We start from the raw sequence: 22,379 nt of genomic DNA, 5'->3' as shown, positions 1-22,379 counted from the left end.
GCAATGCGGTTATAAAATGAAAAAGACTGCGACACGCTCCCATTCGAGCGCCGCAGTCTTATTTGGCGTTCGGCTTACAATAATGTCCAGCCTAGCGTGATTAGGCTATCGGAAACTTGGCGAAACTAGAACTAGAATTATAGACATTGCGTGAGTGGGGGTATCGTTATGAAGCAAATCATTCTTATTACCGACGGCTGCTCCAATGTAGGTATCAGTCCGGTTGTGGCGGCGGCTCATGCCAACGCGGAAGGGATTGTAGTGCATGTAATCGGCGTGCTGGATGACAGCGAGATCGGGGAGCACGGAGCGGAGGAAATCCATGAGATTGCCAGAGCGGGCGGCGGGATGAGCCAGATGGTGCAGCCTGCGCAGCTGTCCCAGACGGTGCAGATGATGACGCGCAAAACGGTCGTTCAAACCATTCAGCAGGTCGTGAGCAAAGAGCTCCAAACGATTTTAGGCCATTCCAAGCTCGAATCGCTTCCTCCGAACCAACGCTCGGAGGTCGTTCGTGTCATCGACGAGCTAACGGAAACGACGGAGCTTAGGGTCGCGCTATTGATCGATGCCAGTGCCAGCATGAAGCCAAAACTGCAAGCAGTGAAGGACGCGATCTATGACCTTCAGCTGAGCCTCCAATCGCGTATGGGGGATAGCTGGATGGCAGTCTTTCATTTTCCCGGCAATCTGTCCGGTGAGCAAGAAGTGGAGATGGACCTGAACTGGACGCGCGACCTTGCAAATCTAAACCGATTGTTTTATAAATTAAACATGAAGGGTACGACACCGACCGGACCGGCGCTCCTCAAGGTGGTTCAATTTATGACCGCGAATGCCGATGATAGTAAAGGGGAGGCTTCCCCCAAAGGTGAGCGCGAAACCGAGACCAAAGGGCGTGCTCAGGCAGGCGAGGATGGGATGTTAAGTGACTACGTCGTTTGAGTCCGCTTTTTCGGCAGGGACGCTCATTTGCGGCAAATGGAACAAGGGCGAATATCGCGTGGAACGCCTACTGGGTGAGGGCGCAAACGGAAGAGTGTATCTGGTGCGCCGGGGCAAGCAGCTGCTTGCGCTCAAGACCGGGTTCGATCCGCTGGACCATCAATCGGAGGTCAATGCACTGAAGGCGCTATCCAAATCGGGGGCGTCCTTTAGGCAATTTCTGGTGGATTCCGATGATGTAAGCATGGGCGGGCTGGATCAGCCTTTTTATGTCATGCGCTATATCCGAGGCAAGACGCTTACAGAGTTTCTCAAGGATAACGGCCCGGACTGGATTCCATTGGTCGGCTTGAACCTGCTAAAGAAGCTGGGGGAGCTGCATGAGAACGGATTTATATTTGGAGATTTAAAAGCGGAGAACATGATTGTGACAGGCTATGGCGAGGTGGAGCTGATCGATTTTGGTGGTGTTACCGCTCAAGGCCGGGCTGTGAAGCAGTTTACGGAAGTGTTTGATCGCGGCTTCTGGGGAGCGGGGTCACGTACCGCAGACCATGCGTACGATTTATTTTCGTTTGCAGCGCTGCTGCTGAGTGTGACGGACCGGGAACGGCGGCTGCAAAGCTTCAAATCGTTTCTGCCGCAGAACCGTACGGTCGAGATGCTGCTGGAGATGCTGCGTGAAAACCGCTATTTGGCCTCGGAGGCCCCGGTGCTGCGCAAAGCGCTGCTCGGTCAATATACGAGCACGAAGCAAGCCGCGGCGGATTGGCGGGCGAGAAGCTTGACCCGACGCGCGGTGCGGAGAAAGCCGGTACGTGGCGGGTGGATCAAAATTTGCTTTGCCGCCTCCCTCCTCTTGTTTGGAGCGACGGTCTATATGGTGTTGCAATAAAGCAGGCTTAGCTTTACCGTGAAGCATTGGGAGAGGTTATCGAACATATGGATTCGGCCAGTGATTTAGGCGCCCGGGTGGCGCGGCTTGTGGAAGAGGAACAGTTAATCTCGCCAGGGGAAGGCGTGGTTGTAGCGGTGTCGGGAGGACCCGATTCCGTGGGGCTGCTGCATCTCCTTTTTGTGCTGTCCGAACGTTGGAGTTGGAAGCTGACCGTCGCCCATGTGAACCATGGATTTCGAGGCGAGGAGTCGGTAAGGGAAGCGGAGATGGTTGAGCAATTAACGAAGAGGCTGGGGCTGGTCTTTGAAGGGACCCACATCGATGTGCCGGGGTATATTGAAGAAACGGGAATGAATGCGCAAGTCGCCGCTAGAGAGCTTCGGTACGGCTTCCTGCTTGAGGTTGCAGAGCGGAGGGGGGCCACCCGGATTGCACTAGCCCATCATGCCGACGACCAAGCGGAAACGGTGCTGATGCGTATTCTACGCGGCACAAGTCCCTCTGGACTCGCAGGAATCCCTCTTCGACGAATGGAAAAAAAAGGTGTGGAACTAATCCGCCCGCTGCTGCGTATAAACAAATCAGAGATCGTTGCTTACTGTGTGCAGCATGAGCTTCCCTTTTGTACGGACAGCAGCAATCTGGAGAACAAATATTTTCGCAATAAAGTAAGAAATGAAGTTTTGCCTTACTTGAGCCGCTATAACGAGCAGCTGCCTGCCTCCTTAGGACGTCTGGCCGATTTGGCGGGGGCTGAGAATGACTTTTTAGACCAGGAAGCACGAGCGATTTTGGAGCGTCATGTGCGCTCGGACGACGGAATCTTCATTTGGTCGGCAAAATGGTTCGCAGGGGTACATGTTGCTTTACAAAGGCGTTTGATTAAACTAATATTAAATTATCTTGCCTCCGATCCGGATGGAATCGATTTTCATAAGGTCGAAGAAGTACGTACCGCACTGCTTTTGGCGGACAAGAACACCCGCTGGGAGATTGGGCAGAACATTAGGCTTAGCAGGGAATATGATCGGATTACGGTACATACTATGGTGTTACCACCACTACCCTACAGACATAGCTTGGATCAGAATCAGCAGCAGCTGGAGATCCCAGAGACGGGGGCCTGGCTGGACATCCGCGTCGCGGATGGTATGCTAGACGAGCGGTTGAAGCGTGAGCCCTATGACCCGTATGCGGCCAGGTTTGATGCCGATGAGCTGGTTTTCCCTTTGACGGTCCGCAGTCGCCAGGCGGGGGATCGGTTTGCGCCCTTTGGACTAAACGGAACCAAAAAGGTAAAAGATATGTTCATCGATGCGAAGATCCCATCTGCGAGGCGCGAGCGTATCCCGATTGTGGCGGATGCGACCGGACGAATTCTTTGGCTGCCGGGCATCAGGCGTTCCTCACATGCGCTGTGCACCGACCATACCGTCCGTTCTATACATATGAGACTTCACATGCCGGAGAACCCATTTCTCCGCGTGTAAGGATAAATCATCACACTATTATTTCAAGAACAGTAGGAGGACCTCTCTTGCAAAACGACGTACAAGAAACACTTTACAGCGAGCAGCAGATTCAAGAAAAGGTAAAGGAGATGGGTGCTGCGATCAGCAGGGATTTCGAGGGGCGCAATCCGCTCGTCATCTGTGTATTAAAGGGAGCCTTTATTTTTATGGCCGACTTGGTAAAGCAGATTCATATTCCGCTTGAGATTGATTTTATGGCCGTATCCAGTTACGGAGCTTCGACGAAATCATCCGGTGTAGTGAAGATCATTAAGGACCTGGATATATCCGTTGAAGGGCGCCATGTGCTGATCGTTGAAGATATTATCGACAGCGGGCTGACGCTCAGCTATCTGATCGATGTATTGGAACGGCGTAACGCGCTGTCCATCACGGTAGCGGCATTGTTCGATAAGCCGGGCCGCAGAACCGTTGACTTGGATGCGGATTATAAAGGCTTTGTGATCCCGGATGCTTTCGTTGTCGGGTATGGCTTAGACTATGCCGAGAAGTATCGGAACTTGCCTTATGTGGGTATCCTGAAGCCTGAAGTTTACTCGAGTTAGCATTTGTTGAGATGCCGAGACTTGCTGTGGTACAATATACAAAGTTTCCGTTTTTTGAGAGGAGGTAGGGGATGAATCGAATTATTCGCAATACAGGCTTTTATTTGCTCATTTTTTTGGTCACCGTCGGTATCGTTCATTTTATCAGCACTCAGAATGATCAGAAAGATGTGATTAGCTACGATAAGCTTCAACAAGCCTTGCAGCAAAAAAATGTCGACTCCATCATTGTGAAATATGACGCTCAAACGTATCTAGTTCGAGGGAAATATAAGACCGCAGCGTCTCCAGACAAGAAAAACTTCGAGACGCGTGCACCGTACAATGACGATATTTTCAAGCTGATCAGCGCGAGTGATGTGTCGAAAGTCGACATTGAGAAGATGGAAGGGGACAACGTTTGGATCAGCTTCCTTACCTCCATTATTCCGTTCGTGATTATCTTCATCCTGTTCTTCTTCCTGTTGAATCAGGCGCAGGGTGGCGGCGGCAAGGTTATGAATTTCGGGAAGAGCCGGGCGCGGCTGTATAACGAAGAAAAGAAGCGGGTCACGTTTGAAGATGTAGCTGGGGCCGATGAAGAGAAGCAGGAACTTGTCGAAGTTGTTGAATTCCTGAAGGATCCCCGCAAATTTGCAGCGGTAGGCGCACGTATTCCTAAGGGCGTCTTGCTCGTTGGTCCTCCAGGTACCGGTAAGACCTTGCTGGCCAGAGCGGTTGCAGGGGAAGCTGGCGTTCCATTCTTCAGTATCAGCGGCTCCGACTTTGTAGAAATGTTCGTCGGCGTCGGGGCGTCACGGGTACGCGATTTGTTCGAGAATGCTAAGAAAAATGCCCCATGTATCATTTTTATAGATGAGATTGATGCCGTAGGTCGTCAGCGCGGTGCCGGTTTGGGCGGCGGACATGACGAGCGCGAGCAGACGCTCAATCAATTGCTTGTAGAGATGGACGGCTTCGGTGCGAACGAAGGCATCATTATCGTTGCCGCGACGAACCGACCGGACATTTTGGATCCGGCGCTGCTTCGTCCGGGACGTTTTGACCGTCAAATTACGGTAGACCGTCCGGATGTGAAGGGCCGCGAAGCGGTATTGAAAGTGCATGCACGCAACAAGCCGCTGGCCAAAGATGTGAAGCTGGATCAGCTGTCCCGTTACACTACGGGCTTCACTGGTGCGGATCTGGAGAACCTGCTCAATGAAGCGGCTCTGATCGCAGCGCGTCGCAATCGCAAGGACATCTCCATGGAGGAGATCGACGAAGCGTTTGACCGTGTTATTGTGGGGACGCAGAAGAAAAGCCGCGTCATCAGCGAACGCGAGAAGCGCATGGTGGCTTTCCATGAAGCTGGGCATACGATTGTTGGTATTCATGTAGAGGATGCCGATGTGGTGCACAAAGTGACGATCATACCGCGCGGACGTGCGGGCGGATATGTCATGATGCTGCCTAAAGAAGGCGAAGATCGCATGATGCAAACGAAGAATGAATTGCTCGACAAGATTACAGGACTGCTTGCTGGTCGTGTTGCTGAAGAGTTGTTCATCGGTCAAGTTGGAACAGGCGCGTACAGCGACTTTCAACGTGCGACCGGCATCGTTCGCCGCATGATTACAGAATACGGGATGAGTGATAAACTCGGTCCGATGCAGTTCGGTGCAACGCAGGGTCAAGTATTCTTGGGTAGAGATATTGGGCATGAGCAGAACTATAGTGACGCGATTGCCTACGAAATCGACCAAGAAATGCAAAATATGATCCGTGCATGCTACGATCGGGCGAAGCAAATCTTAACGAAATACAGTGATCAAGTCCGCTTGATCGCCGAGACGTTGATTGAGAAGGAAACGCTCGAGAAGGATGAGATCAACGAGCTGATCGCCAGCGGCAAACTCGGTCCAGTTGGAGAAGGTGCGGAGGACGTGAAGGTGAACATCCAAAGCGGAAGCCAAGAATCCGAAGCCAACAAGCTCGATTTCGATACTAAGAATGAGTCGAACGACAATAAAGAAGAATAATCGATATGAAAACCGGTGCATTAGCGCCGGTTTTTCTTTTTATCAAAAGGGAAATAATGCCCTGAGGCCGAAAAGAGAAGGGTGATGGGGATTCAGGGATTGTTGTTCGGTAAATCACCGTTTTTTATACTTTTCGTGGCGATTTAAGGATTGACACTTCGGGGCAGGTTGTGTAAATTAGGGGTAAATCTTTAAACAGTTTGTGAAGTTATTCACGAACTAGCTTGTGCGCTGTGTCACAAACGGCTCAGGAATCATTTATCATAACCATGCATTTACACTACAGCGGGTCATGGAAAAGGAAGGTGTCACATGGAGGCATTAGCGTTGGAACGCAAAGCCGAGCAGCAGAGAGAGCTAAAGGAGCGTATCTTGCAGCTCAAGAAAGAACGCAACGCCATTATCCTTGCTCATTATTATCAGCGAGATGAGATTCAAGAAGTCGCGGATTTCCGTGGAGATTCATTCCTGCTCGCCCAAAAGGCCGCTTCCACCGACGCGGAAGTCATTGTGTTCTGCGGCGTGCATTTCATGGGGGAAAGCGCTAAAATTTTGGCCCCGAACAAGACCGTCTTGATTCCAGACGAACGTGCAGGCTGTCCTATGGCGGACATGGTCAATGTCGATGGATTGCGTGCGCTGAAGAAGCAGCACCCGAATGCCAAGGTCGTCGCTTACATCAATACGACGGCTGAGGTGAAGTCCGAAACCGATATTTGCTGTACCTCCGCCAACGCGATCAAAGTCATTCAATCCGTTGATTCGGACGAAATTATATGGGTTCCCGATAAAAACCTGGGGGATTACGTCTCCAAGTTTACGGACAAGAAGATGATTATTTGGGAAGGCTACTGCAATACGCATGACATGCTGACGGTGAAAGACGTGGAAGAAATGAGAGCGCTGCATCCGAATGCGCAGTTCGTGGTCCACCCGGAATGCCGACCTGAAGTCGTGAAGATGGGCGATTTTGTAGGAAGCACCACAGCGATCATTAAATATTGCAAAGAGTCCGATTGTCAGGAGTTTATCGTGGGTACAGAAGATGGAACAGGGTACCAGCTGCGACTTGACAGCCCGAATAAAACCTTCCATTTTGCCACGAAATATTTGGTTTGCCCGAACATGAAGGTGAACAACTTGAAGAAGGTAGTCAAGTGCTTAGAGACGAACCAGCCTCAAGTCTATGTACCACCTCATGTTGCCGATTTGGCTAGAGCATCCTTGGAGCGCATGTTGCAGGTTAAGTAGCATGCGCTGCTTCCTTTTCTTTTCATAATTCATCTCCCTTTGAATCACCCATGACTACCGCGCCGTTCCTTTCGAACGGCGCAGCCGTGTATCTTTGGACAAGCAGGTGAGACTCGTAATGATACCTCGTTATTTAGTGGATGTGGATCTGCAGGCATTGCCGCATATACATACGGATGTAATCGTGATCGGTGCAGGCATCGCCGGACTGTTTACCGCGCTCAAAGCGTCGGAGACCCACAAAGTATTGATGGTGACAAAGAAGTCGCTTTTGGACAGCAATACAAGGTACGCGCAAGGGGGCATCGCCGCCGTCATTTCCGACGAAGACTCCCCGGAGTATCATTATCAGGACACGCTAATAGCTGGGGCAGGACTATGCTCTTCCAGCGCAGTGGATGTACTAGTGCATGAAGGACCGGCTGGCGTTACGGATCTGATTCGCATGGGCACGGAGTTCGATATGGAGGATGGCCACTTTGCTTTGACGAAAGAAGGCGCGCACAGTCAGCGGAGAATTCTTCATGCTCAAGGTGATGCGACAGGAGCGGAGATCGTGCGGGCCTTATCGGAGAAAACCAAGCAGTCTCCGAACATCGAGATCTGGGATGACCATTTTGTCATCGACTTAGTTACGGATGACGGAGAGTGCTTCGGAGCGTTAGTTCAGCGTCCTGACGGTCACAAGGTCTTTGTGCGCGCCAACGCTACAATCCTGTGCAGCGGCGGTGCGGGCCAGCTATACCGCTACACAACGAATCCTGATATTGCTACGGCGGACGGCATTTCGATTGCATATCGGGCTGGAGCGAACATCCGCGATGTCGAGTTTGTTCAGTTTCATCCGACTTCGCTTTGTTATCCTGGCGCTCCTCGTTTTCTCATCTCCGAGGCGGTTCGGGGGGAGGGAGCGGTGCTGCGCAATATTAACGGCGAACGCTTCATGGAGCGGTACCACCCGCAGCTGGAGCTTGCTCCGCGGGACGTGGTAGCTAGAGCGATCGTAAGTGAAATGGAGCAAACGAAATCCACCTTTGTCTACATTGACTTTACCCATGAGTCCGAGGCGACGGTTAAGCATCGTTTTCCAACCATTTATGAGTTTTGTCTGAACTTCGGGCTGGACCTCTCATCGGACTGGATCCCTGTCGCTCCTGCGGCTCATTATATGATGGGCGGCGTGGAAACGGATCTGTACGGTGAAACCACGGTCAAGCGTCTGTTTGCTTGTGGAGAGGTCTCTTCGACGGGAGTGCATGGTGCGAATCGTTTGGCAAGCAACTCGCTTTCAGAAGCGATTGTGTTCGGACGCCGTATTGTAGAGCGGATTGAGTCGCTGACCCCGGTGGAGAGAACGCCTGAGATCCGTGAGGATCTTGGTCGCCATGGCAACGCTATTCAACCGGTAGTGGAGAAAAAGCTGAAGCTGCAAAAGGTAATGCTGCGGTACGTCGGCTTGAAACGAGATGGCAAGGGGCTGCAAAAAGGCTATGAAGAGCTCAAGCGCCAGCTATCGATCTATGACAGTCACCTTGCCAAACGGGAAGAGTACGAGTTCGCCAATCTCCTTACCTGCGCGCTGCTGACGACGGAAGCTGCTTTGATTAGGGAAGAGAGCCGCGGGGGACACTATAGAGAAGATTTTCCTGTTAGCAATAATGCGGTATGGCGCAAGCATATCGTGTTCAACCGGATGAACGGGATTACGGAAGGGCGGATAGACGATGTATGAGTTGAATCGTTCGATACTGGAGCCAAGTCTTCGGCTTTGGCTTGAAGAAGATATCGGCATGGGCGACGTGACGACCATGACCACCATCCCTGCTGACGGCCAATCTAAAGGGATCATCCATGTGAAGGATACCGGCATTGTGGCCGGGCTTTCGGTTGCGGAGGCGGTATTTGCGCTGGTGGATCCGACGCTTCGCTTTGAGGTGAGGGCTGTCGAAGGCCAGGCTGCCGTCCATGGTACGGTGCTGGCTGAGGTGACAGGGAGAACGCGGAGCATATTGCTCGGAGAACGGCTTGCGCTGAACCTTCTGCAGCGGATGTCGGGGATCGCAACAAGAACGCGGCAGTTTGTGGATCGGCTGGAAGGGCTGCCAACGCGTCTGGTTGATACGAGGAAGACTACTCCGGGGCATCGGCTGCTGGAGAAGTACGCCGTGCGAGTAGGCGGGGGGCATAATCACCGGTTTGGTCTCTACGACGCGGTGATGATTAAGGATAACCACATCAAAGGGGCCGGCGGGATTGCCAAGGCCATCCATGCCGCACGCGAGCAAATTCCGCATACCATGAAAATTGAAGTGGAAGTGGAAAACTTCGAGCAGCTGGAGGAGGCGCTTGCTGCACGACCCGATGTGATCATGCTCGATAATATGGTGCCGGAGCAGATGAAACAAGCGGTACAGCGTATGAAACAAGAAGCGCCGCATATTATTATAGAAGCGTCAGGAAGTGTGACGTTGGATACCGTAAGGCAAATCGCAGAAACGGGAGTGGATGTCATCTCTGTGGGAAGGCTGACCTATTCGGTTCAATCGCTGGACATCAGCCTGGATCTGAACGAGCAGAAAGGGCACGGGGAGGCTCGCCCATGATTTTGGTAGTGGACGTGGGGAACACAAACATCGTCCTTGGTCTCTATGAAGGCAAAGAGCTAAAGCATCATTGGCGTCTAAGCACCAACCGCTCGGGCACGGTCGATGAGTATGGCATGATGATGTACAACTTGTTTCAGCATGCCGGGATCGCTTTGGACCACGTCGAGGGCGTCATCATTTCCTCTGTCGTACCTCCACTCATGTTTGTGCTCGAAAGTTTATGTTTAAAATATGTAAAGAAATCACCGCTCATCGTCGGCCCCGGAATCAAAACCGGTCTGAACATCCGGTATGAGAACCCGCGGGAGGTTGGGGCGGACCGGATCGTGAATGCCGTTGCTGCCATCGAGCTATACGGGTCTCCCTGTATTGTTGTCGATTTTGGCACGGCAACTACGTTCGATTATATTGATGCGAACGCTCAATATATCGGTGGAGCCGTGGCTCCCGGTATCGGCATCTCCACTGAGGCGCTGTATCAACGCGCGGCGAAGCTGCCTAGAATTGAACTGGTCAAGCCCAAGAGCGTGGTGGGTCGCAACACGATTGCCTCCATGCAGGCGGGCATCATCTACGGCTTTGCCGGACAAGTGGACGGCATCGTAGATCGGATCAAACAAGAGTTCCAAGTGAGCCCCAAAGTGGTGGCTACGGGGGGGCTCGCCGAGCTCATCTCCAGTGAATCGCGGACGATCGAGCTGGTCAATCCGCTGCTGACGCTGCAGGGCTTGCAAGTGATTTATGAGCGGAATCGTTGATTCGTACCTATTACCAAAATCACCCATTGAAACAGCATAGAAGGAGCTTTTTTCATGCAAGATTATTTGATTCGAGCAACGGCCTACGAAGGGAAAGTACGTGCCTTTGCAGTAAAAACGACGGCTATTGTGGAAGAGTTAAGACGGCGGCATCAAACGACACCAGTGTGCACCGCAGCGCTGGGACGCACGGCTTCGGCCGGGCTCATGCTGGGGGCTATGCTCAAAGGGGACGAGAAGTTGACCGTCCAAATCAAGGGCGGAGGACCGATCGGACAAATCGTAGTGGACGCGGATGCACATGGACGTGTGCGCGGCTATGTGGACAATCCCGCTGTGGATTTACCTTTGAATGTGATCGGCAAGCTGGATGTGGCCGGTGCGGTAGGGACGGATGGCTTTTTATACATAACCAAAGATTTGGGGCTGAAAGAGCCGTACCGGGGAAGCATTCCGATCATTTCGGGAGAGCTCGGCGAAGATTTCACGTACTATTTTGCACAGTCGGAGCAAACGCCTTCTGCCGTAGCGCTCGGCGTTCTGGTTGATGTCGATTATACGGTCAAAGCCGCAGGAGGCTTTATCATTCAGCTGATGCCAGGGCTCTCGGATGATGAAATTTCACAGCTTGAGAAGGAGCTTGGCTCGCTTCCTCCCATTACCACGCTGCTGGAGCGGGGGGAGAGCCTGGAATCGATTCTTTCCACGCTGCTTCCGAACGTTCAAGTGCTGGAGCGCAAACAAGATATTCGTTTTGAGTGCAAATGCTCTCGGGACCGTGTGGAACAGACACTCATCAGTCTGGGGAGTGAAGAAATCAAGAGCTTGCTCGAAGAAGACGGTCAAGCGGAAGTGGTATGTCATTTTTGCAACGAGGCGTATCAGTTTAGTGACCAGGACCTTAACGACATTCTTCACAAGCTATAGGATTGGATAAAGAGTTCAGAGTGACCATACGAGGGGCTTAGGGAGATGCAAAACGTAAAAGTTTTATGGGGCACGATTGCGCTTTTGCTGCTTGCTGTTTTCGTTCTTGCCTCCTTGCTCATGGCCCGTTCCCTTAAACCATGGAATGACGGGAACAATCAGGATCAGACCCAACAAAAAGCCGATGCACGGATCATCGCCACCATTGGAGAAAAAACCATTACACGCAGTAATTTGGAAGAACAGCTGATGAACAAGTATGGCCGAGATCTGTTGAACCAAATGATCGATCATGAAGTCGTTCGCATGGAGGGCGCTGCCCGGGGGGTCATCGTGAGTGACGGTGAAATCCAGCAAGAAATCAAACGCATGCAGCAGGGATACGATAGTGAAGCGCAGTTTTATAGTGCCATGAAAGAGCAGTTGGGCTTTACTCCCGAAACGCTGAAGAAAGATGTTCAAGATAAGCTGTTGATGGAAAAAATCGCAATTCAGGGCATCCGTGTAACCGATGATCAGGTGAATACCTATGTGAAGGACCACCCGGACGAGTTTCGAAAACCGGCGCAGCTTCGGCTTCAGCAGATTGTAACCGGCAGCAAGGATCAGGCGACGCGCGCCTTGAACGATCTGGCCAAGGGGACGGATTTTGCGCAGGTGGCCAAGGACCGGTCGCTGGATGATGTCACGCGCAAAAGCGGCGGGGATTTGGGTTGGGTTGACGAAGACGATCCGTTCGTTCCGGTTTCCATAATGAAGGCGGCCAAGCAGCTGAAGCCTGGGGAGACTTCGAAGCCGATCGAAGAGGGCGGGCAGTTTTTCATCCTTCGGCTCAAGGAACGGAAGGAAGAGTTGAAGGCCGAAGAAGGTGCAGTGAAGGAGCAGGTCCGCAAGGAATTAGCACTTCGCATGGCGCCGTCGATTAAGGACATCGTGAAGCAGCTGCGGGAAAAATGGAAGGTTTCCGTTCTCCAAACTTTTTAAGGGAAGCTTAATGAAGTTCGTATTGACAAGGTGGGCTTGGGTTGTTAAGATTAGCTTATAAAGCCTACCAGCTTACTCGGATTTACTTATTTTGAGGAGGAGAACCGGAAATGGCGAGATTAGTACAGAGCATTACCCAATTGATTGGGGACACCCCACTTGTGAAATTGAATCGCGTTGTGCCTGAAGGAAGCGCAGAAGTGTATGTTAAACTGGAATTTCAGAATCCAGGCGCAAGCGTTAAAGACCGTATTGCGATCAGCATGGTAGAAGTGGCTGAGCTTGAAGGCCGTATTAAACCGGGCGACACGATTGTCGAGCCGACCAGCGGTAACACAGGGATCGGTCTGGCCATGGTTGCAGCCGCAAAAGGATATAAAGCTATTCTTGTAATGCCAGAAACGATGTCGATGGAACGCCGCAATCTGCTTCGCGCATATGGTGCACAGCTGGTGCTGACGCCAGGAGCCGAAGGGATGAAGGGGGCAATCAAGCGCGCTGAAGAAATTGTCGCTGAGAACCCAGGCTACTTCATGCCGCAGCAGTTCAAGAACCAAGCGAACGTGAAGGTTCACCGTGAAACGACAGGTCCGGAGATCGTGGAGGCAATTAACTCGCACGATGGCAAGCTGGATGCGTTCATTGCCGGTATCGGTACGGGCGGAACGATCACAGGCGCCGGCGGCGTACTGAAAGAAAACTTCCCGAACATCAAAATTTATGCAGTAGAGCCTACGGCTTCTCCTGTCTTGTCTGGCGGTAAACCAGGCCCTCATAAGATCCAAGGGATCGGCGCCGGCTTCATTCCAGACATATTGAACACGAACGTTTATGATGGGGTTATCACAGTGGAGAATGACGATGCATTCGAAACTTCCCGTCGCGTGGCGAAAGAAGAAGGGATCCTCGGCGGGATTTCGTCGGGCGCAGCCATCTTTGCAGCCTTGAAGGTAGCTAAAGAGCTGGGCGCAGGCAAGCGCGTAGTCGCTATCGTTCCGAGTAACGGCGAGCGTTACCTGTCCACTCCATTGTATCAATTCGAGGACTAATTTCTTCGCAGTTCCCACCCCCTCATCCCGAGGGGGTTTGTTTTTTTTACCTACTCAAACAAAACGTGTCTGAGCGTGGACAAAATACAATATCCCTGGAGACAAAGCTAATGCTAAAAGCAACAGCTTTTCTTCCAACGACTTTTCAAGTATACTAATTCCAATATCAAGCACGGAAGGAGGGGGGCATGATCCTGACCTCAATTGAGCAATGGCATGAGTGGGCAGGAGCCTATGCGGCCCTCCCTTATGTAAGAAGCTGGCCGCTGGAAGCGGACCGACCGCTGACATGGGAGAAGGCTTGGCAGCAAGCATCCCCTGAATCGTTCGTACTCGAGAGCGGCAAAGGTGGTCGCTACAGCTTTTTCGGGCTCCGGCCGGTGTCGACCATTCGGGGAACGGACCGGGAAGCGATCGTGACTGAAGCGGACGGAGTAAGCAAGACCTGGCATGGGGCACCGCTGCCGTTGGTCAAACAGTGGATGGAGCCCTACCGCTCTCCGATGGTGGAGGGAGCTCCCAAGTGGATCGGCGGGTGTATCGGCTTTTGGGGATACGATGTCATTCGCACGATTGAGAAGCTTCCTGCGCTGGCCAGCCGCGATATCCCTGTACCGGATTACGCGTTTATGCAGCTGAATGAGCTGTGGATTATCGACCATGTGGACAAGCATCTGTATTGCGCGGTGCATACGATTCAAAATGCGGTCGGAACACATGGCGCAGAGTGGCTGCAGGCAAAATTCAGCGAGGCGGAGGCAGCCGCGGAACGAATGAAAGCGACGTGGGATCGGATCGCGTCTGTGAACTCGGATGCCCAGGCGATGACCCAGCAGGAGCGGATGCGGTCGGATATCCAATCGGATCGGATGCACATCGACGTGGAAGCCCTAGAAGGGATACATGCCGATTTCCCAAGAGAGCGATATATTGAAGCGGTGCGAAAAATTCAAGACTACATCAGCTCCGGCGATGTGTTTCAAGTGAATTTATCCGTTCGGCAGCACAAACAGCTGAGGGAAACGCCGGAGGCGATCTACGAGTGGCTTCGCATGGTGAACCCATCGCCTTACATGGGGCTGCTTCGCTTCCGCGACTTTCAGCTTGTTTCTGGCTCGCCGGAGCTGTTGGTGCAAGTGGAACAAGGGACCGTTCGTACGCGTCCGATTGCAGGTACAAGGCCGCGTGGGGCGAATGCGGAAGAAGACCGCCGGCTGGCCGACGAGCTGATCCACCACGAGAAAGAACGGGCCGAGCATATTATGCTGGTCGATCTGGAGCGCAACGATCTGGGGCGCATCTCCACTTACGGTAGCGTTCGCGTAAAAGATTTTATGGTCATCGAGTATTACTCACACGTCATGCATATTGTTTCCGAAGTTGAAGGCCGGCTGGACGAGGGACGGGATGTCTTCGATGTCATTGCTGCCACGTTCCCTGGCGGGACGATCACGGGAGCGCCCAAAATCCGCACGATGGAAATCATCGAGGAGCTGGAGCCGGTACGCCGTGGACCCTACACCGGATCCATCGGATGGATCGACTATAATGGGAATATGGAATTCAATATCATCATTCGAACGTTGGTTGCCGTGGATGGCGTCGGGTATGTGCAGGCGGGAGCAGGCATTGTCATCGACTCCATTCCGGAGAAGGAATATGTAGAATCAATCAACAAGGCCAAAGCGATGTGGAAGGCGATTCAATACAGTGAGCGAAGCGGGAGCGCCGCAGGGGGGACAAGCTGATGATCTTGGTTATCGATAATTACGATTCGTTTACTTATAATCTCGTGCAGTACCTTGGAGAGCTTGGGGAAAAGGTGGAGGTACGCCGCAATGACGAGGTCGATCTGGCTGGCATTGAAGCGATGAAGCCGGATCATATTCTCATTTCGCCGGGGCCTTGCACACCGAATGAAGCGGGAATCAGCTTGAGCCTTATCGAGCATTTCAAGGGAAAAATCCCGATTCTCGGCGTGTGCTTGGGACACCAGTCCATCGGACAAGTGTTCGGTGGCGATGTCATCCGTGCGGAAAAGCTGATGCACGGCAAAACGTCGGAAATTTTCCACGACGGAAAATCGGTGTTCAAAGGGTTGCCGTCGCCGTTTATCGCCACACGGTACCACTCCTTGATCGTAAAGCGCGAAACGCTGCCGGATTGTCTGGAGATCACCGCCGAAACAGCGGAGGGCGAAATCATGGGCCTGCGCCATAAGGAATATCCGATCGAAGGGGTACAATTCCACCCCGAATCGATCATTACCGATCATGGGCATCAAATGCTGCGCAATTTCCTGGAGGAAACGGCAGTGAGAAAAGCATGAAGATCGTGCTGAACGGAAACGTCATAAATGAAGAGCAGGCCGTGGTCTCCGTATACGACCACGGTTTTCTCTATGGTATGGGACTGTTTGAGACGTTTCGTACCTATGGGGGCAGCCCTTTTTTACTGTATCGGCATTTGCATCGATTGGCGGAAGGGTGCCGTGAGCTGGACATCGCTTTCGAGCCGAAGCCGGCGAAGCTAAAGGTTGAGGTCGCTAAGCTCCTAGATGCCAATGGCTTGGCCGACGCTGACGCTTACTTCCGGTACACGGTTACGGCCGGCGTGGACATCCTCGGACTTCCGTCCGATTCGTACAAGCAGCCAACCGAGGTGCTTTACGTCAAACCGCTGCCTGCAGCCCATCCTTCTTTATACAAGGAAGGGAAAGCCCTGCAGAAGCTGGCCATCCGCAGAAACTCGCCGGAAGGCGCCCTGCGTCACAAATCGCTGCATTATATGAACAACATCTTGGCCAAGAAAGAAATGAACCGATATCCGTGGGCGGCGGGGGCTGAAGGACTGTTCCTGGATGCGCAGGGCTTTTTATGCGAAGGGATCGTAAGCAATGTCTTCTTCATAAAAGACGGGGCGCTGCACACACCGGCTAAAGAGACAGGCTTGCTGCCCGGCATCACCCGTCAATTGGTTATGGAACTGGCGGACAACCTAAGCATCCCTTTCTCTGAAGGTTGGTATCGTTGGGAAGACCTGCAGCAAGCAGATGAAGTGTTTATTACAAACTCGATCCAAGAGCTTGTACCGGTAAGCGCACTTTTTGACGAAAAAGGGGAGGCGCATCCTGTCGAAAGCCGCGGGATCGGACCGATGACCCAAAGACTGCTTACCGCTTACCGGCAAGCTGCAGTCAGTGGAAGATTGGAGGATGGACAATGAACCAACGAACGAGAATCCATTGTCGAAGTGGCGAGCTGGATTGCAGCAGCCAGACGCTGATCATGGGCATACTGAACGTCACTCCGGATTCCTTCTCGGATGGCGGGAATTATGTGAATCCGAAAACAGCTGTCCAGCGTGCGGCGCAGATGATCAAGGAAGGCGCAGATATCCTGGACATTGGCGGGGAGTCGACTCGCCCCGGCTTTGCCGCAGTGCCTCTTGAAGAGGAGCTTCGCCGGGTCATTCCCGCGATCCGGGCGATCCGAGAAGCCGGCATCCGAACGCCGATTTCCATCGATACCTACAAAGCGGAAACTGCACGGCAGGCGCTGGAAGCGGGGGCCGATATTGTCAACGACATTTGGGGCTTGCAAAAGGACCCTGGAATGGGCGAACTGGCGGCTCAGCTAGGCTGCCCCATTGTGCTGATGCATAATCGCACCGAAGCGGTGTATGCTAACTTTATCCATGACGTGGTAGAGGACCTACGCGAGACCGTGCGTCGGGCGCAGGAGGCGGGCATCCGGGATGAGCAGATTATTTTGGATCCGGGCATCGGCTTTGCCAAATCATATGAGCAGAACCTGCAGCTGATGAACTACTTGGACCGCATCGCTGCATTAGGGTTTCCCGTGTTGCTGGGGACCTCACGGAAGAGCATGATTCAAAAAACGCTGGAACTGCCATCCAATGATGTAGTGGAAGGTACGGCGGCGACGGTGGCCCTTGGGATTGCCCAGGGATGCCGAATCGTACGTGTGCACGACGTGTTGGCTATGAAGCGAGTGGCACGGATGACAGACGGCATGATTAACGCGAGGTAAGGAAGGTGCGAAGGATGGATCGAATCATACTAAAAGGCATGGCCTTTTACGGCAATCACGGGCTGTTTCCGGAGGAAAATAAACTCGGGCAGCGTTTTTTTGTTGATGCTGAGCTTTATATGCCACTCGATAAACCGGGAAGATCGGACCACATTGATGATACCGTGAATTACGCCGAAGTCCATGAGGTCATTAAACGGAGCGTCGAGCAAAAAACGTTCAAGCTAATCGAAGCGCTGGCTGAAGATATTGCATCTGAAGTGCTGCGAACTTATACTAGTATAAATGCAATTACCGTGCGCGTGCTGAAGCCGCATCCTCCGGCAGCGATCCATTTTGAAGGAGTAACGGCAGAAATACATAGAAAGCGGGCGTAATGGTCATGGACTCAAGCAAGCCGTTTGAGCGGGCGTATCTCGGCCTGGGCTCCAATATGGGGGACCGGGAACGCTATTTGCAGGAGGCCCTTCGGCTGCTGCAGGAACACCCGGATGTGTGGATTACGGAACAGTCCGGTATCTATGAGACAGATCCGGTCGGCTTTGTCGATCAGGATCCGTTTTTAAATAAAGTAGTTCAAGTGGGCACGACGCTCTCTGCAGAGCAGCTTTTCCAACGGATGCTGGAAGTGGAGCAAGCCTTGGGGCGCAAGCGGGAAGTTCGGTGGGGACCGCGAACGATCGATCTTGATATGCTTCTATTTGGTGATTTGCTGCAAGATCGCCCTGACTTAATCTTACCGCATCCCCGAATGATGGAGCGGGCGTTTGTGCTCGTGCCGTTGATTGAAATCATGAGGTCTTGTGATCCGTTTCAAGCGGAACAGTTAAGCCGGCAGCTAGAGCGCGTGGAAGGAAAGGAAGGCGTTACATTGTGGAAAAGAATGCAATAGCTCAGCGCATCCGCGCATTTCGTAAGTTAAAAGGATACACGCAAAACGAGCTCGCCGAGAAGCTGGACGTTTCCATTGCCGTGCTGGGCTCAATCGAACGGGGGACAAGAAAGCCGGACCCCAAAATCATCTTGAAAATTTCAGATGTACTCGGGATTGAGCCGGAGGAACTATCCGCTGTCTCGAGATAAAGGAGTGTCAAGTTTATGCTTCAAATAGGTAATGTAATAGCACCCAATAAAGTAGTGCTGGCTCCGATGGCCGGGGTATGCAACCCGGCATTTCGTCTAATCGCCAAAGAGTTCGGCTGCGGCTTGGTCTGTGCGGAGATGGTGAGTGACAAGGCGATCCTGCATGGTAATCACCGTACGATGGAAATGCTGTTTGTCGACGAACGCGAAAAACCGCTAAGCTTGCAAATTTTTGGCGGCGATACCGAGTCGCTTTTAGAAGCAGCGAAATATGTCGATCAGCATACGAACGCCGATATCATCGATATCAACATGGGCTGCCCGGTACCGAAAATCACTAAATGCGACGCCGGCGCACGTTGGCTGCTGGATCCAGGCAAAATCGAGCAAATGGTTTCCACCGTCAGCAAGGCCGTTAGCAAACCGCTGACCGTCAAAATGCGGATTGGCTGGGATGACGATCATATTTACGCGATCCAAAATGCCAAAGCCGTTGAGAATGGCGGCGGCGCAGCCGTATCGGTCCATGGACGTACTCGAGTGCAGATGTATACGGGTCATGCGAACTGGGACATTATTAAAGAAGTCAAAGAATCGGTGTCGATTCCTGTCATCGGCAACGGCGATGTGTTCACTCCGGAGGATGCCAGACGGATGCTGGACCATACCGGAGTTGATGGAGTTATGATCGGCCGTGCTGCACTGGGCAATCCGTGGATGCTGTACCGAACGATTCAGTATTTAGAGAGTGGCGAGCTCCCGCCGGAGCCGAGTCCTCAAGAGAAAATCAAGATCGCGATTCTGCATATGGACCGATTAACTGCATTGAAAGGCGAGCATGTGGCGGTCAAAGAAATGCGCAAGCACCTGGCCTGGTATTTGAAAGGGCTGCATGGCGGAGCGCGAATCAAGGATGCCATCATGGAACAAACGAAGCGGGATGCGATGGTGCAACTTTTGAACGATTTTATTGAATCTTTAGACGCTAGAACGACGGAAGATCAGTCTTCCGCAATCGTACACTAGGACGAAATGGGATAAAATTGGGCTCGTTGGCGTTGATTGACATTTTTATTGGCATGAAATATAATCAGTCAATAGTAATTTGAGGTAACATCTCGAGTCATCAAGCCTCGGCACGTTCATATATTAATTTATTAGTGATTTCATAATCGAAGGTGCTCGAAATATGAAAATCTTTCACGCGACGGGAGATAGGTAGTAATGAGCGAAAAAGAAGTCATTCTCACCCAGGAAGGCTTAAAGAAGCTGGAGGAAGAGCTCGAACAATTGAAATCGGTTAAACGCCGTGAAGTGGCCGAAAGAATCAAGATTGCTATCGGCTATGGAGATATTAGTGAGAACTCCGAGTATGAGGACGCCAAGAATGAGCAGGCTTTTGTGGAAGGCCGCATCATTACGCTGGAGAAAATGCTACGCAACGCCCGCATCATTAACAACGATGAAGTGGATACGGATACCGTCGGTGTCGGCTCCATCGTAACGCTTAAGGATTTGGAATTCGGCGATGTTGTCGAATATTCCATCGTGGGTACAGCGGAATCGGATCCGTTCCAGAACAAGATTTCCAATGAAAGCCCGGTTGGCAAAGCTATTTTGGGTAAGCAAAAGGGCGCAGTTGTAGATGTGAACGTACCTGCGGGCGTCATTCAATATGAAATTGTAGATATCAAGAAGTAACATCCTTTTCGAAGAAGCTTCCTTGGGAAGCTTCTTTGCCTTATTATCATTCAAAGAAATCAAGGAGCTGGAACCATGACGGTGGAATTGGAATTAAACGAGCTGCTGCAAATCCGCAGAGGCAAATTGGACGAGCTTAGAAGCCTCGGCATCGATCCGTTCGGACAAAAATATGTGAGAACCCATCATGCTGAGGAGATCGTCAAAGCCTTCGAGGACAAGTCCAAAGACGAGCTCGACGCGCTCGGTGCTGAAGTCAGCATTGCTGGACGGATCATGCAGAAGCGGGAGATGGGTAAGGCGGGCTTTGCTCATCTGCAGGACATCACGGGCAAAATCCAAATCTATGTACGAGCGGACGCCGTTGGCGAGACGAAGTACAAAGCTTACGATCTGCTGGATATCGGCGATTTAATCGGAATTCAAGGGACCGTGTTCAAGACCAAGACGGGAGAGCTTTCCGTAAAAGCCAAGTCCGTCGAAGTATTGTCCAAGTCGCTGCTGCCGCTGCCTGAGAAATACCATGGCTTGAAGGACGTGGAACTTCGCTATCGTCAGCGGTATGTTGATTTGATTATGAACCAGGACGTTCAGCAAACCTTCATTTCCCGGTCCAAAATCATCCAATCCATGCGCCGTTACCTGGATTCAAGAGGTTATCTGGAAGTAGAAACGCCGACGCTGCACGCGATTGCGGGCGGTGCCGCTGCGCGTCCATTTATTACGCATCATAATGCGCTGGACATGCAGCTGTATATGCGGATTGCGATCGAACTTCATCTGAAGCGTCTAATCGTAGGTGGACTGGAAAAAGTATATGAAATTGGTCGCGTCTACCGTAACGAAGGGATTTCCACGCGTCACAACCCGGAATTTACAATGATCGAGCTATATGAAGCGTATGCCGATTATCAAGATATCATGAAGCTGACGGAAGAAATGATTGCTCATATTGCTCAAGAAGTACTTGGAACGACTACGATCACATACCAGGGCCAAGAAATTAATCTGGCTCCGGCTTGGCGTCGCGTATCCATGGTGGATGCAATCAAAGAAGTTGTTGGCGTTGATTTCAGCGCATATATGAGTGACGAAGAAGCGCATCGGTTGGCCAAAGAACACAAGGTGCCAGTGGAGCCGATGATGACTTATGGTCATATCGTGAACGCGTTCTTTGAGCATTTTGTAGAGCAGACACTGATTCAGCCAACGTTTATTACCGGACACCCAGTGGCGATTTCGCCGCTCGCGAAGAAGAACGATCAAGATCCGCGATTTACGGATCGATTTGAGCTGTTTATTGTCGCGCGTGAGCATGCTAATGCGTTTACCGAACTGAACGATCCGATCGATCAGCGAGAGCGTTTCGAAGCGCAGCTGGTGGAGAAAGAGCAAGGGAACGACGAAGCGCATGAGATGGATGAAGATTTCATTCGTGCGTTGGAGTACGGTATGCCTCCGACAGGCGGTTTGGGAATCGGTATCGACCGTTTGGTGATGCTGCTTACGGACGCCCCGTCGATTCGGGATGTACTGCTGTTCCCATTAATGAGAGAGCGTCAAGGCGAATAAGTGGTGTTTACAAGGAAGAGCATGCTTCTGCAGAACTGCAGCGGCATGCTTTTTTTTTATTTGTGCAATGGAATAAAATAACAGTTGCAAACGGTTATTGGGTTTGATATATTATTTCTTGTCGCTTTTGCGGCGGAAAGAAATCAAATGATTTCGAAAAAAAAGACTTGCAATCAGATAGGCGGTTGTGATATATTAATCAGGTCGCCGCTGAAACGGATGGCAAGAAACAACGAGTAATTGCCCTTTGAAAACTGAACATCGAGTGAGTGCAATAAATAAGAGAATGCAAATTCTCGCCAGTAGTAAATTTTTGAGCACAATCAGCTTTTCTTTAATGGAGAGTTTGATCCTGGCTCAGGACGAACGCTGGCGGCGTGCCTAATACATGCAAGTCGAGCGAGGGTCTTCGGACCCTAGCGGCGGACGGGTGAGTAACACGTAGGCAACCTGCC

At 51.8% G+C, this 22,379-nt stretch carries 22 protein-coding genes and 1 rRNA gene; all 23 read left to right on the top strand.

Annotation, left to right across the window (positions count from 1 at the left end; all coding sequences use genetic code 11):
- The first annotated feature begins 168 nt into the window (after window positions 1–168).
- Complete coding sequence (locus tag FPZ49_RS27165; RefSeq protein WP_144853118.1) at window positions 169–945, top strand: vWA domain-containing protein; 777 nt, start codon at window positions 169–171, stop codon at window positions 943–945.
- Complete coding sequence (locus tag FPZ49_RS27160) at window positions 929–1,840, top strand: protein kinase domain-containing protein (protein WP_144853116.1); 912 nt, start codon at window positions 929–931, stop codon at window positions 1,838–1,840. The genes FPZ49_RS27165 and FPZ49_RS27160 overlap by 17 nt, the downstream gene beginning before the upstream one ends.
- A 47-nt stretch (window positions 1,841–1,887) precedes the next feature.
- A complete protein-coding gene (gene tilS, locus FPZ49_RS27155; RefSeq protein WP_144853114.1) occupies window positions 1,888–3,333 on the top strand; it encodes a tRNA lysidine(34) synthetase TilS in 1,446 nt (481 codons plus the stop codon).
- Window positions 3,334–3,380: 47 nt separating this feature from the next.
- Window positions 3,381–3,920, top strand: a complete 540-nt coding sequence (hpt, locus tag FPZ49_RS27150; RefSeq protein ID WP_144853112.1) for a hypoxanthine phosphoribosyltransferase — start codon at window positions 3,381–3,383, stop codon at window positions 3,918–3,920.
- A 71-nt stretch (window positions 3,921–3,991) separates the two neighbouring features.
- Window positions 3,992–5,941 carry an ATP-dependent zinc metalloprotease FtsH gene (gene ftsH / locus FPZ49_RS27145; protein WP_144853110.1) on the top strand — a complete coding sequence of 650 codons (1,950 nt, stop codon included), beginning with the start codon at window positions 3,992–3,994 and terminating at the stop codon, window positions 5,939–5,941.
- Between the two features lie 312 nt (window positions 5,942–6,253).
- The gene (nadA, locus tag FPZ49_RS27140; protein ID WP_144853108.1) at window positions 6,254–7,192 is read left to right on the top strand and encodes a quinolinate synthase NadA; all 939 of its coding nucleotides are present in this window, start codon (window positions 6,254–6,256) and stop codon (window positions 7,190–7,192) included.
- Between the two features lie 118 nt (window positions 7,193–7,310).
- Window positions 7,311–8,924: an L-aspartate oxidase gene (gene nadB, locus FPZ49_RS27135; protein ID WP_144853106.1), complete on the top strand. Its 1,614-nt coding sequence runs from the start codon at window positions 7,311–7,313 to the stop codon at window positions 8,922–8,924.
- A complete protein-coding gene (nadC, locus tag FPZ49_RS27130; RefSeq protein WP_144853104.1) occupies window positions 8,917–9,795 on the top strand; it encodes a carboxylating nicotinate-nucleotide diphosphorylase in 879 nt (292 codons plus the stop codon). Before nadB ends, nadC begins: the two co-directional genes overlap by 8 nt.
- Window positions 9,792–10,556: a type III pantothenate kinase gene (locus FPZ49_RS27125; protein ID WP_144853102.1), complete on the top strand. Its 765-nt coding sequence runs from the start codon at window positions 9,792–9,794 to the stop codon at window positions 10,554–10,556. The genes nadC and FPZ49_RS27125 overlap by 4 nt, the downstream gene beginning before the upstream one ends.
- Before the next feature lie 54 nt (window positions 10,557–10,610).
- Window positions 10,611–11,483 (top strand): Hsp33 family molecular chaperone HslO, encoded by an 873-nt coding sequence (hslO, locus tag FPZ49_RS27120; protein ID WP_144853100.1) that lies wholly within the window; start codon window positions 10,611–10,613, stop codon window positions 11,481–11,483.
- Window positions 11,484–11,528: 45 nt separating this feature from the next.
- Entirely contained in the window at window positions 11,529–12,467 is a 939-nt protein-coding gene (locus FPZ49_RS27115) for a peptidyl-prolyl cis-trans isomerase (protein ID WP_144853098.1), read from the top strand.
- A 110-nt stretch (window positions 12,468–12,577) separates the two neighbouring features.
- Window positions 12,578–13,516, top strand: a complete 939-nt coding sequence (gene cysK / locus FPZ49_RS27110) for a cysteine synthase A (RefSeq protein WP_144853096.1) — start codon at window positions 12,578–12,580, stop codon at window positions 13,514–13,516.
- 188 nt (window positions 13,517–13,704) lie between these two features.
- Window positions 13,705–15,264 (top strand): anthranilate synthase component I family protein, encoded by a 1,560-nt coding sequence (locus FPZ49_RS27105; protein ID WP_144853094.1) that lies wholly within the window; start codon window positions 13,705–13,707, stop codon window positions 15,262–15,264.
- Window positions 15,264–15,845 carry an aminodeoxychorismate/anthranilate synthase component II gene (gene pabA / locus FPZ49_RS27100; RefSeq protein WP_144853091.1) on the top strand — a complete coding sequence of 194 codons (582 nt, stop codon included), beginning with the start codon at window positions 15,264–15,266 and terminating at the stop codon, window positions 15,843–15,845. Before FPZ49_RS27105 ends, pabA begins: the two co-directional genes overlap by 1 nt.
- Window positions 15,842–16,741 (top strand): aminotransferase class IV, encoded by a 900-nt coding sequence (locus FPZ49_RS27095; protein WP_144853089.1) that lies wholly within the window; start codon window positions 15,842–15,844, stop codon window positions 16,739–16,741. Before pabA ends, FPZ49_RS27095 begins: the two co-directional genes overlap by 4 nt.
- On the top strand, window positions 16,738–17,568 hold the full coding sequence (folP, locus tag FPZ49_RS27090; RefSeq protein WP_144853086.1) for a dihydropteroate synthase: 831 nt from the start codon (window positions 16,738–16,740) through the stop codon (window positions 17,566–17,568). The genes FPZ49_RS27095 and folP overlap by 4 nt, the downstream gene beginning before the upstream one ends.
- Window positions 17,569–17,582: 14 nt before the next feature.
- Window positions 17,583–17,945, top strand: a complete 363-nt coding sequence (gene folB / locus FPZ49_RS27085; RefSeq protein WP_144853084.1) for a dihydroneopterin aldolase — start codon at window positions 17,583–17,585, stop codon at window positions 17,943–17,945.
- A 5-nt stretch (window positions 17,946–17,950) separates the two neighbouring features.
- Window positions 17,951–18,460: a 2-amino-4-hydroxy-6-hydroxymethyldihydropteridine diphosphokinase gene (gene folK / locus FPZ49_RS27080; protein WP_261381648.1), complete on the top strand. Its 510-nt coding sequence runs from the start codon at window positions 17,951–17,953 to the stop codon at window positions 18,458–18,460.
- A complete protein-coding gene (locus FPZ49_RS27075) occupies window positions 18,442–18,651 on the top strand; it encodes a helix-turn-helix domain-containing protein (RefSeq protein ID WP_144853081.1) in 210 nt (69 codons plus the stop codon). Before folK ends, FPZ49_RS27075 begins: the two co-directional genes overlap by 19 nt.
- A gap of 15 nt (window positions 18,652–18,666) precedes the next feature.
- Window positions 18,667–19,677 carry a tRNA dihydrouridine synthase DusB gene (dusB, locus tag FPZ49_RS27070; RefSeq protein ID WP_144853079.1) on the top strand — a complete coding sequence of 337 codons (1,011 nt, stop codon included), beginning with the start codon at window positions 18,667–18,669 and terminating at the stop codon, window positions 19,675–19,677.
- Window positions 19,678–19,875: 198 nt separating this feature from the next.
- Window positions 19,876–20,352 carry a transcription elongation factor GreA gene (gene greA, locus FPZ49_RS27065; protein WP_144853077.1) on the top strand — a complete coding sequence of 159 codons (477 nt, stop codon included), beginning with the start codon at window positions 19,876–19,878 and terminating at the stop codon, window positions 20,350–20,352.
- 75 nt (window positions 20,353–20,427) lie between these two features.
- Window positions 20,428–21,924, top strand: coding sequence for a lysine--tRNA ligase (gene lysS, locus FPZ49_RS27060; RefSeq protein WP_144853075.1), 1,497 nt, complete (start codon window positions 20,428–20,430; stop codon window positions 21,922–21,924).
- A 334-nt stretch (window positions 21,925–22,258) separates the two neighbouring features.
- Window positions 22,259–22,379, top strand: a 16S ribosomal RNA gene (locus FPZ49_RS27055); the annotation flags it as partial.

The sequence above is a fragment of the Paenibacillus cremeus genome (assembly GCF_007786445.1).
Taxonomy (GTDB): domain Bacteria; phylum Bacillota; class Bacilli; order Paenibacillales; family NBRC-103111; genus Paenibacillus_G; species Paenibacillus_G cremeus.
This window is presented reverse-complemented; position numbering and strand designations above follow the sequence as displayed.

Bases quoted from the DNA above. Each gene is read 5' to 3' on its own strand.
- FPZ49_RS27165 (WP_144853118.1), top strand. From the start codon at position 169: ATGAAGCAAATCATTCTTATTACCGACGGCTGCTCCAATGTAGGTATC.
- tilS (WP_144853114.1), top strand. From the start codon at position 1,888: ATGGATTCGGCCAGTGATTTAGGCGCCCGGGTGGCGCGGCTTGTGGAA.
- ftsH (WP_144853110.1), top strand. From the start codon at position 3,992: ATGAATCGAATTATTCGCAATACAGGCTTTTATTTGCTCATTTTTTTG.
- nadA (WP_144853108.1), top strand. From the start codon at position 6,254: ATGGAGGCATTAGCGTTGGAACGCAAAGCCGAGCAGCAGAGAGAGCTA.
- nadB (WP_144853106.1), top strand. From the start codon at position 7,311: ATGATACCTCGTTATTTAGTGGATGTGGATCTGCAGGCATTGCCGCAT.
- nadC (WP_144853104.1), top strand. From the start codon at position 8,917: ATGTATGAGTTGAATCGTTCGATACTGGAGCCAAGTCTTCGGCTTTGG.
- FPZ49_RS27125 (WP_144853102.1), top strand. From the start codon at position 9,792: ATGATTTTGGTAGTGGACGTGGGGAACACAAACATCGTCCTTGGTCTC.
- hslO (WP_144853100.1), top strand. From the start codon at position 10,611: ATGCAAGATTATTTGATTCGAGCAACGGCCTACGAAGGGAAAGTACGT.
- FPZ49_RS27115 (WP_144853098.1), top strand. From the start codon at position 11,529: ATGCAAAACGTAAAAGTTTTATGGGGCACGATTGCGCTTTTGCTGCTT.
- cysK (WP_144853096.1), top strand. From the start codon at position 12,578: ATGGCGAGATTAGTACAGAGCATTACCCAATTGATTGGGGACACCCCA.
- FPZ49_RS27105 (WP_144853094.1), top strand. From the start codon at position 13,705: ATGATCCTGACCTCAATTGAGCAATGGCATGAGTGGGCAGGAGCCTAT.
- pabA (WP_144853091.1), top strand. From the start codon at position 15,264: ATGATCTTGGTTATCGATAATTACGATTCGTTTACTTATAATCTCGTG.
- FPZ49_RS27095 (WP_144853089.1), top strand. From the start codon at position 15,842: ATGAAGATCGTGCTGAACGGAAACGTCATAAATGAAGAGCAGGCCGTG.
- folP (WP_144853086.1), top strand. From the start codon at position 16,738: ATGAACCAACGAACGAGAATCCATTGTCGAAGTGGCGAGCTGGATTGC.
- folB (WP_144853084.1), top strand. From the start codon at position 17,583: ATGGATCGAATCATACTAAAAGGCATGGCCTTTTACGGCAATCACGGG.
- folK (WP_261381648.1), top strand. From the start codon at position 17,951: ATGGACTCAAGCAAGCCGTTTGAGCGGGCGTATCTCGGCCTGGGCTCC.
- dusB (WP_144853079.1), top strand. From the start codon at position 18,667: ATGCTTCAAATAGGTAATGTAATAGCACCCAATAAAGTAGTGCTGGCT.
- greA (WP_144853077.1), top strand. From the start codon at position 19,876: ATGAGCGAAAAAGAAGTCATTCTCACCCAGGAAGGCTTAAAGAAGCTG.
- lysS (WP_144853075.1), top strand. From the start codon at position 20,428: ATGACGGTGGAATTGGAATTAAACGAGCTGCTGCAAATCCGCAGAGGC.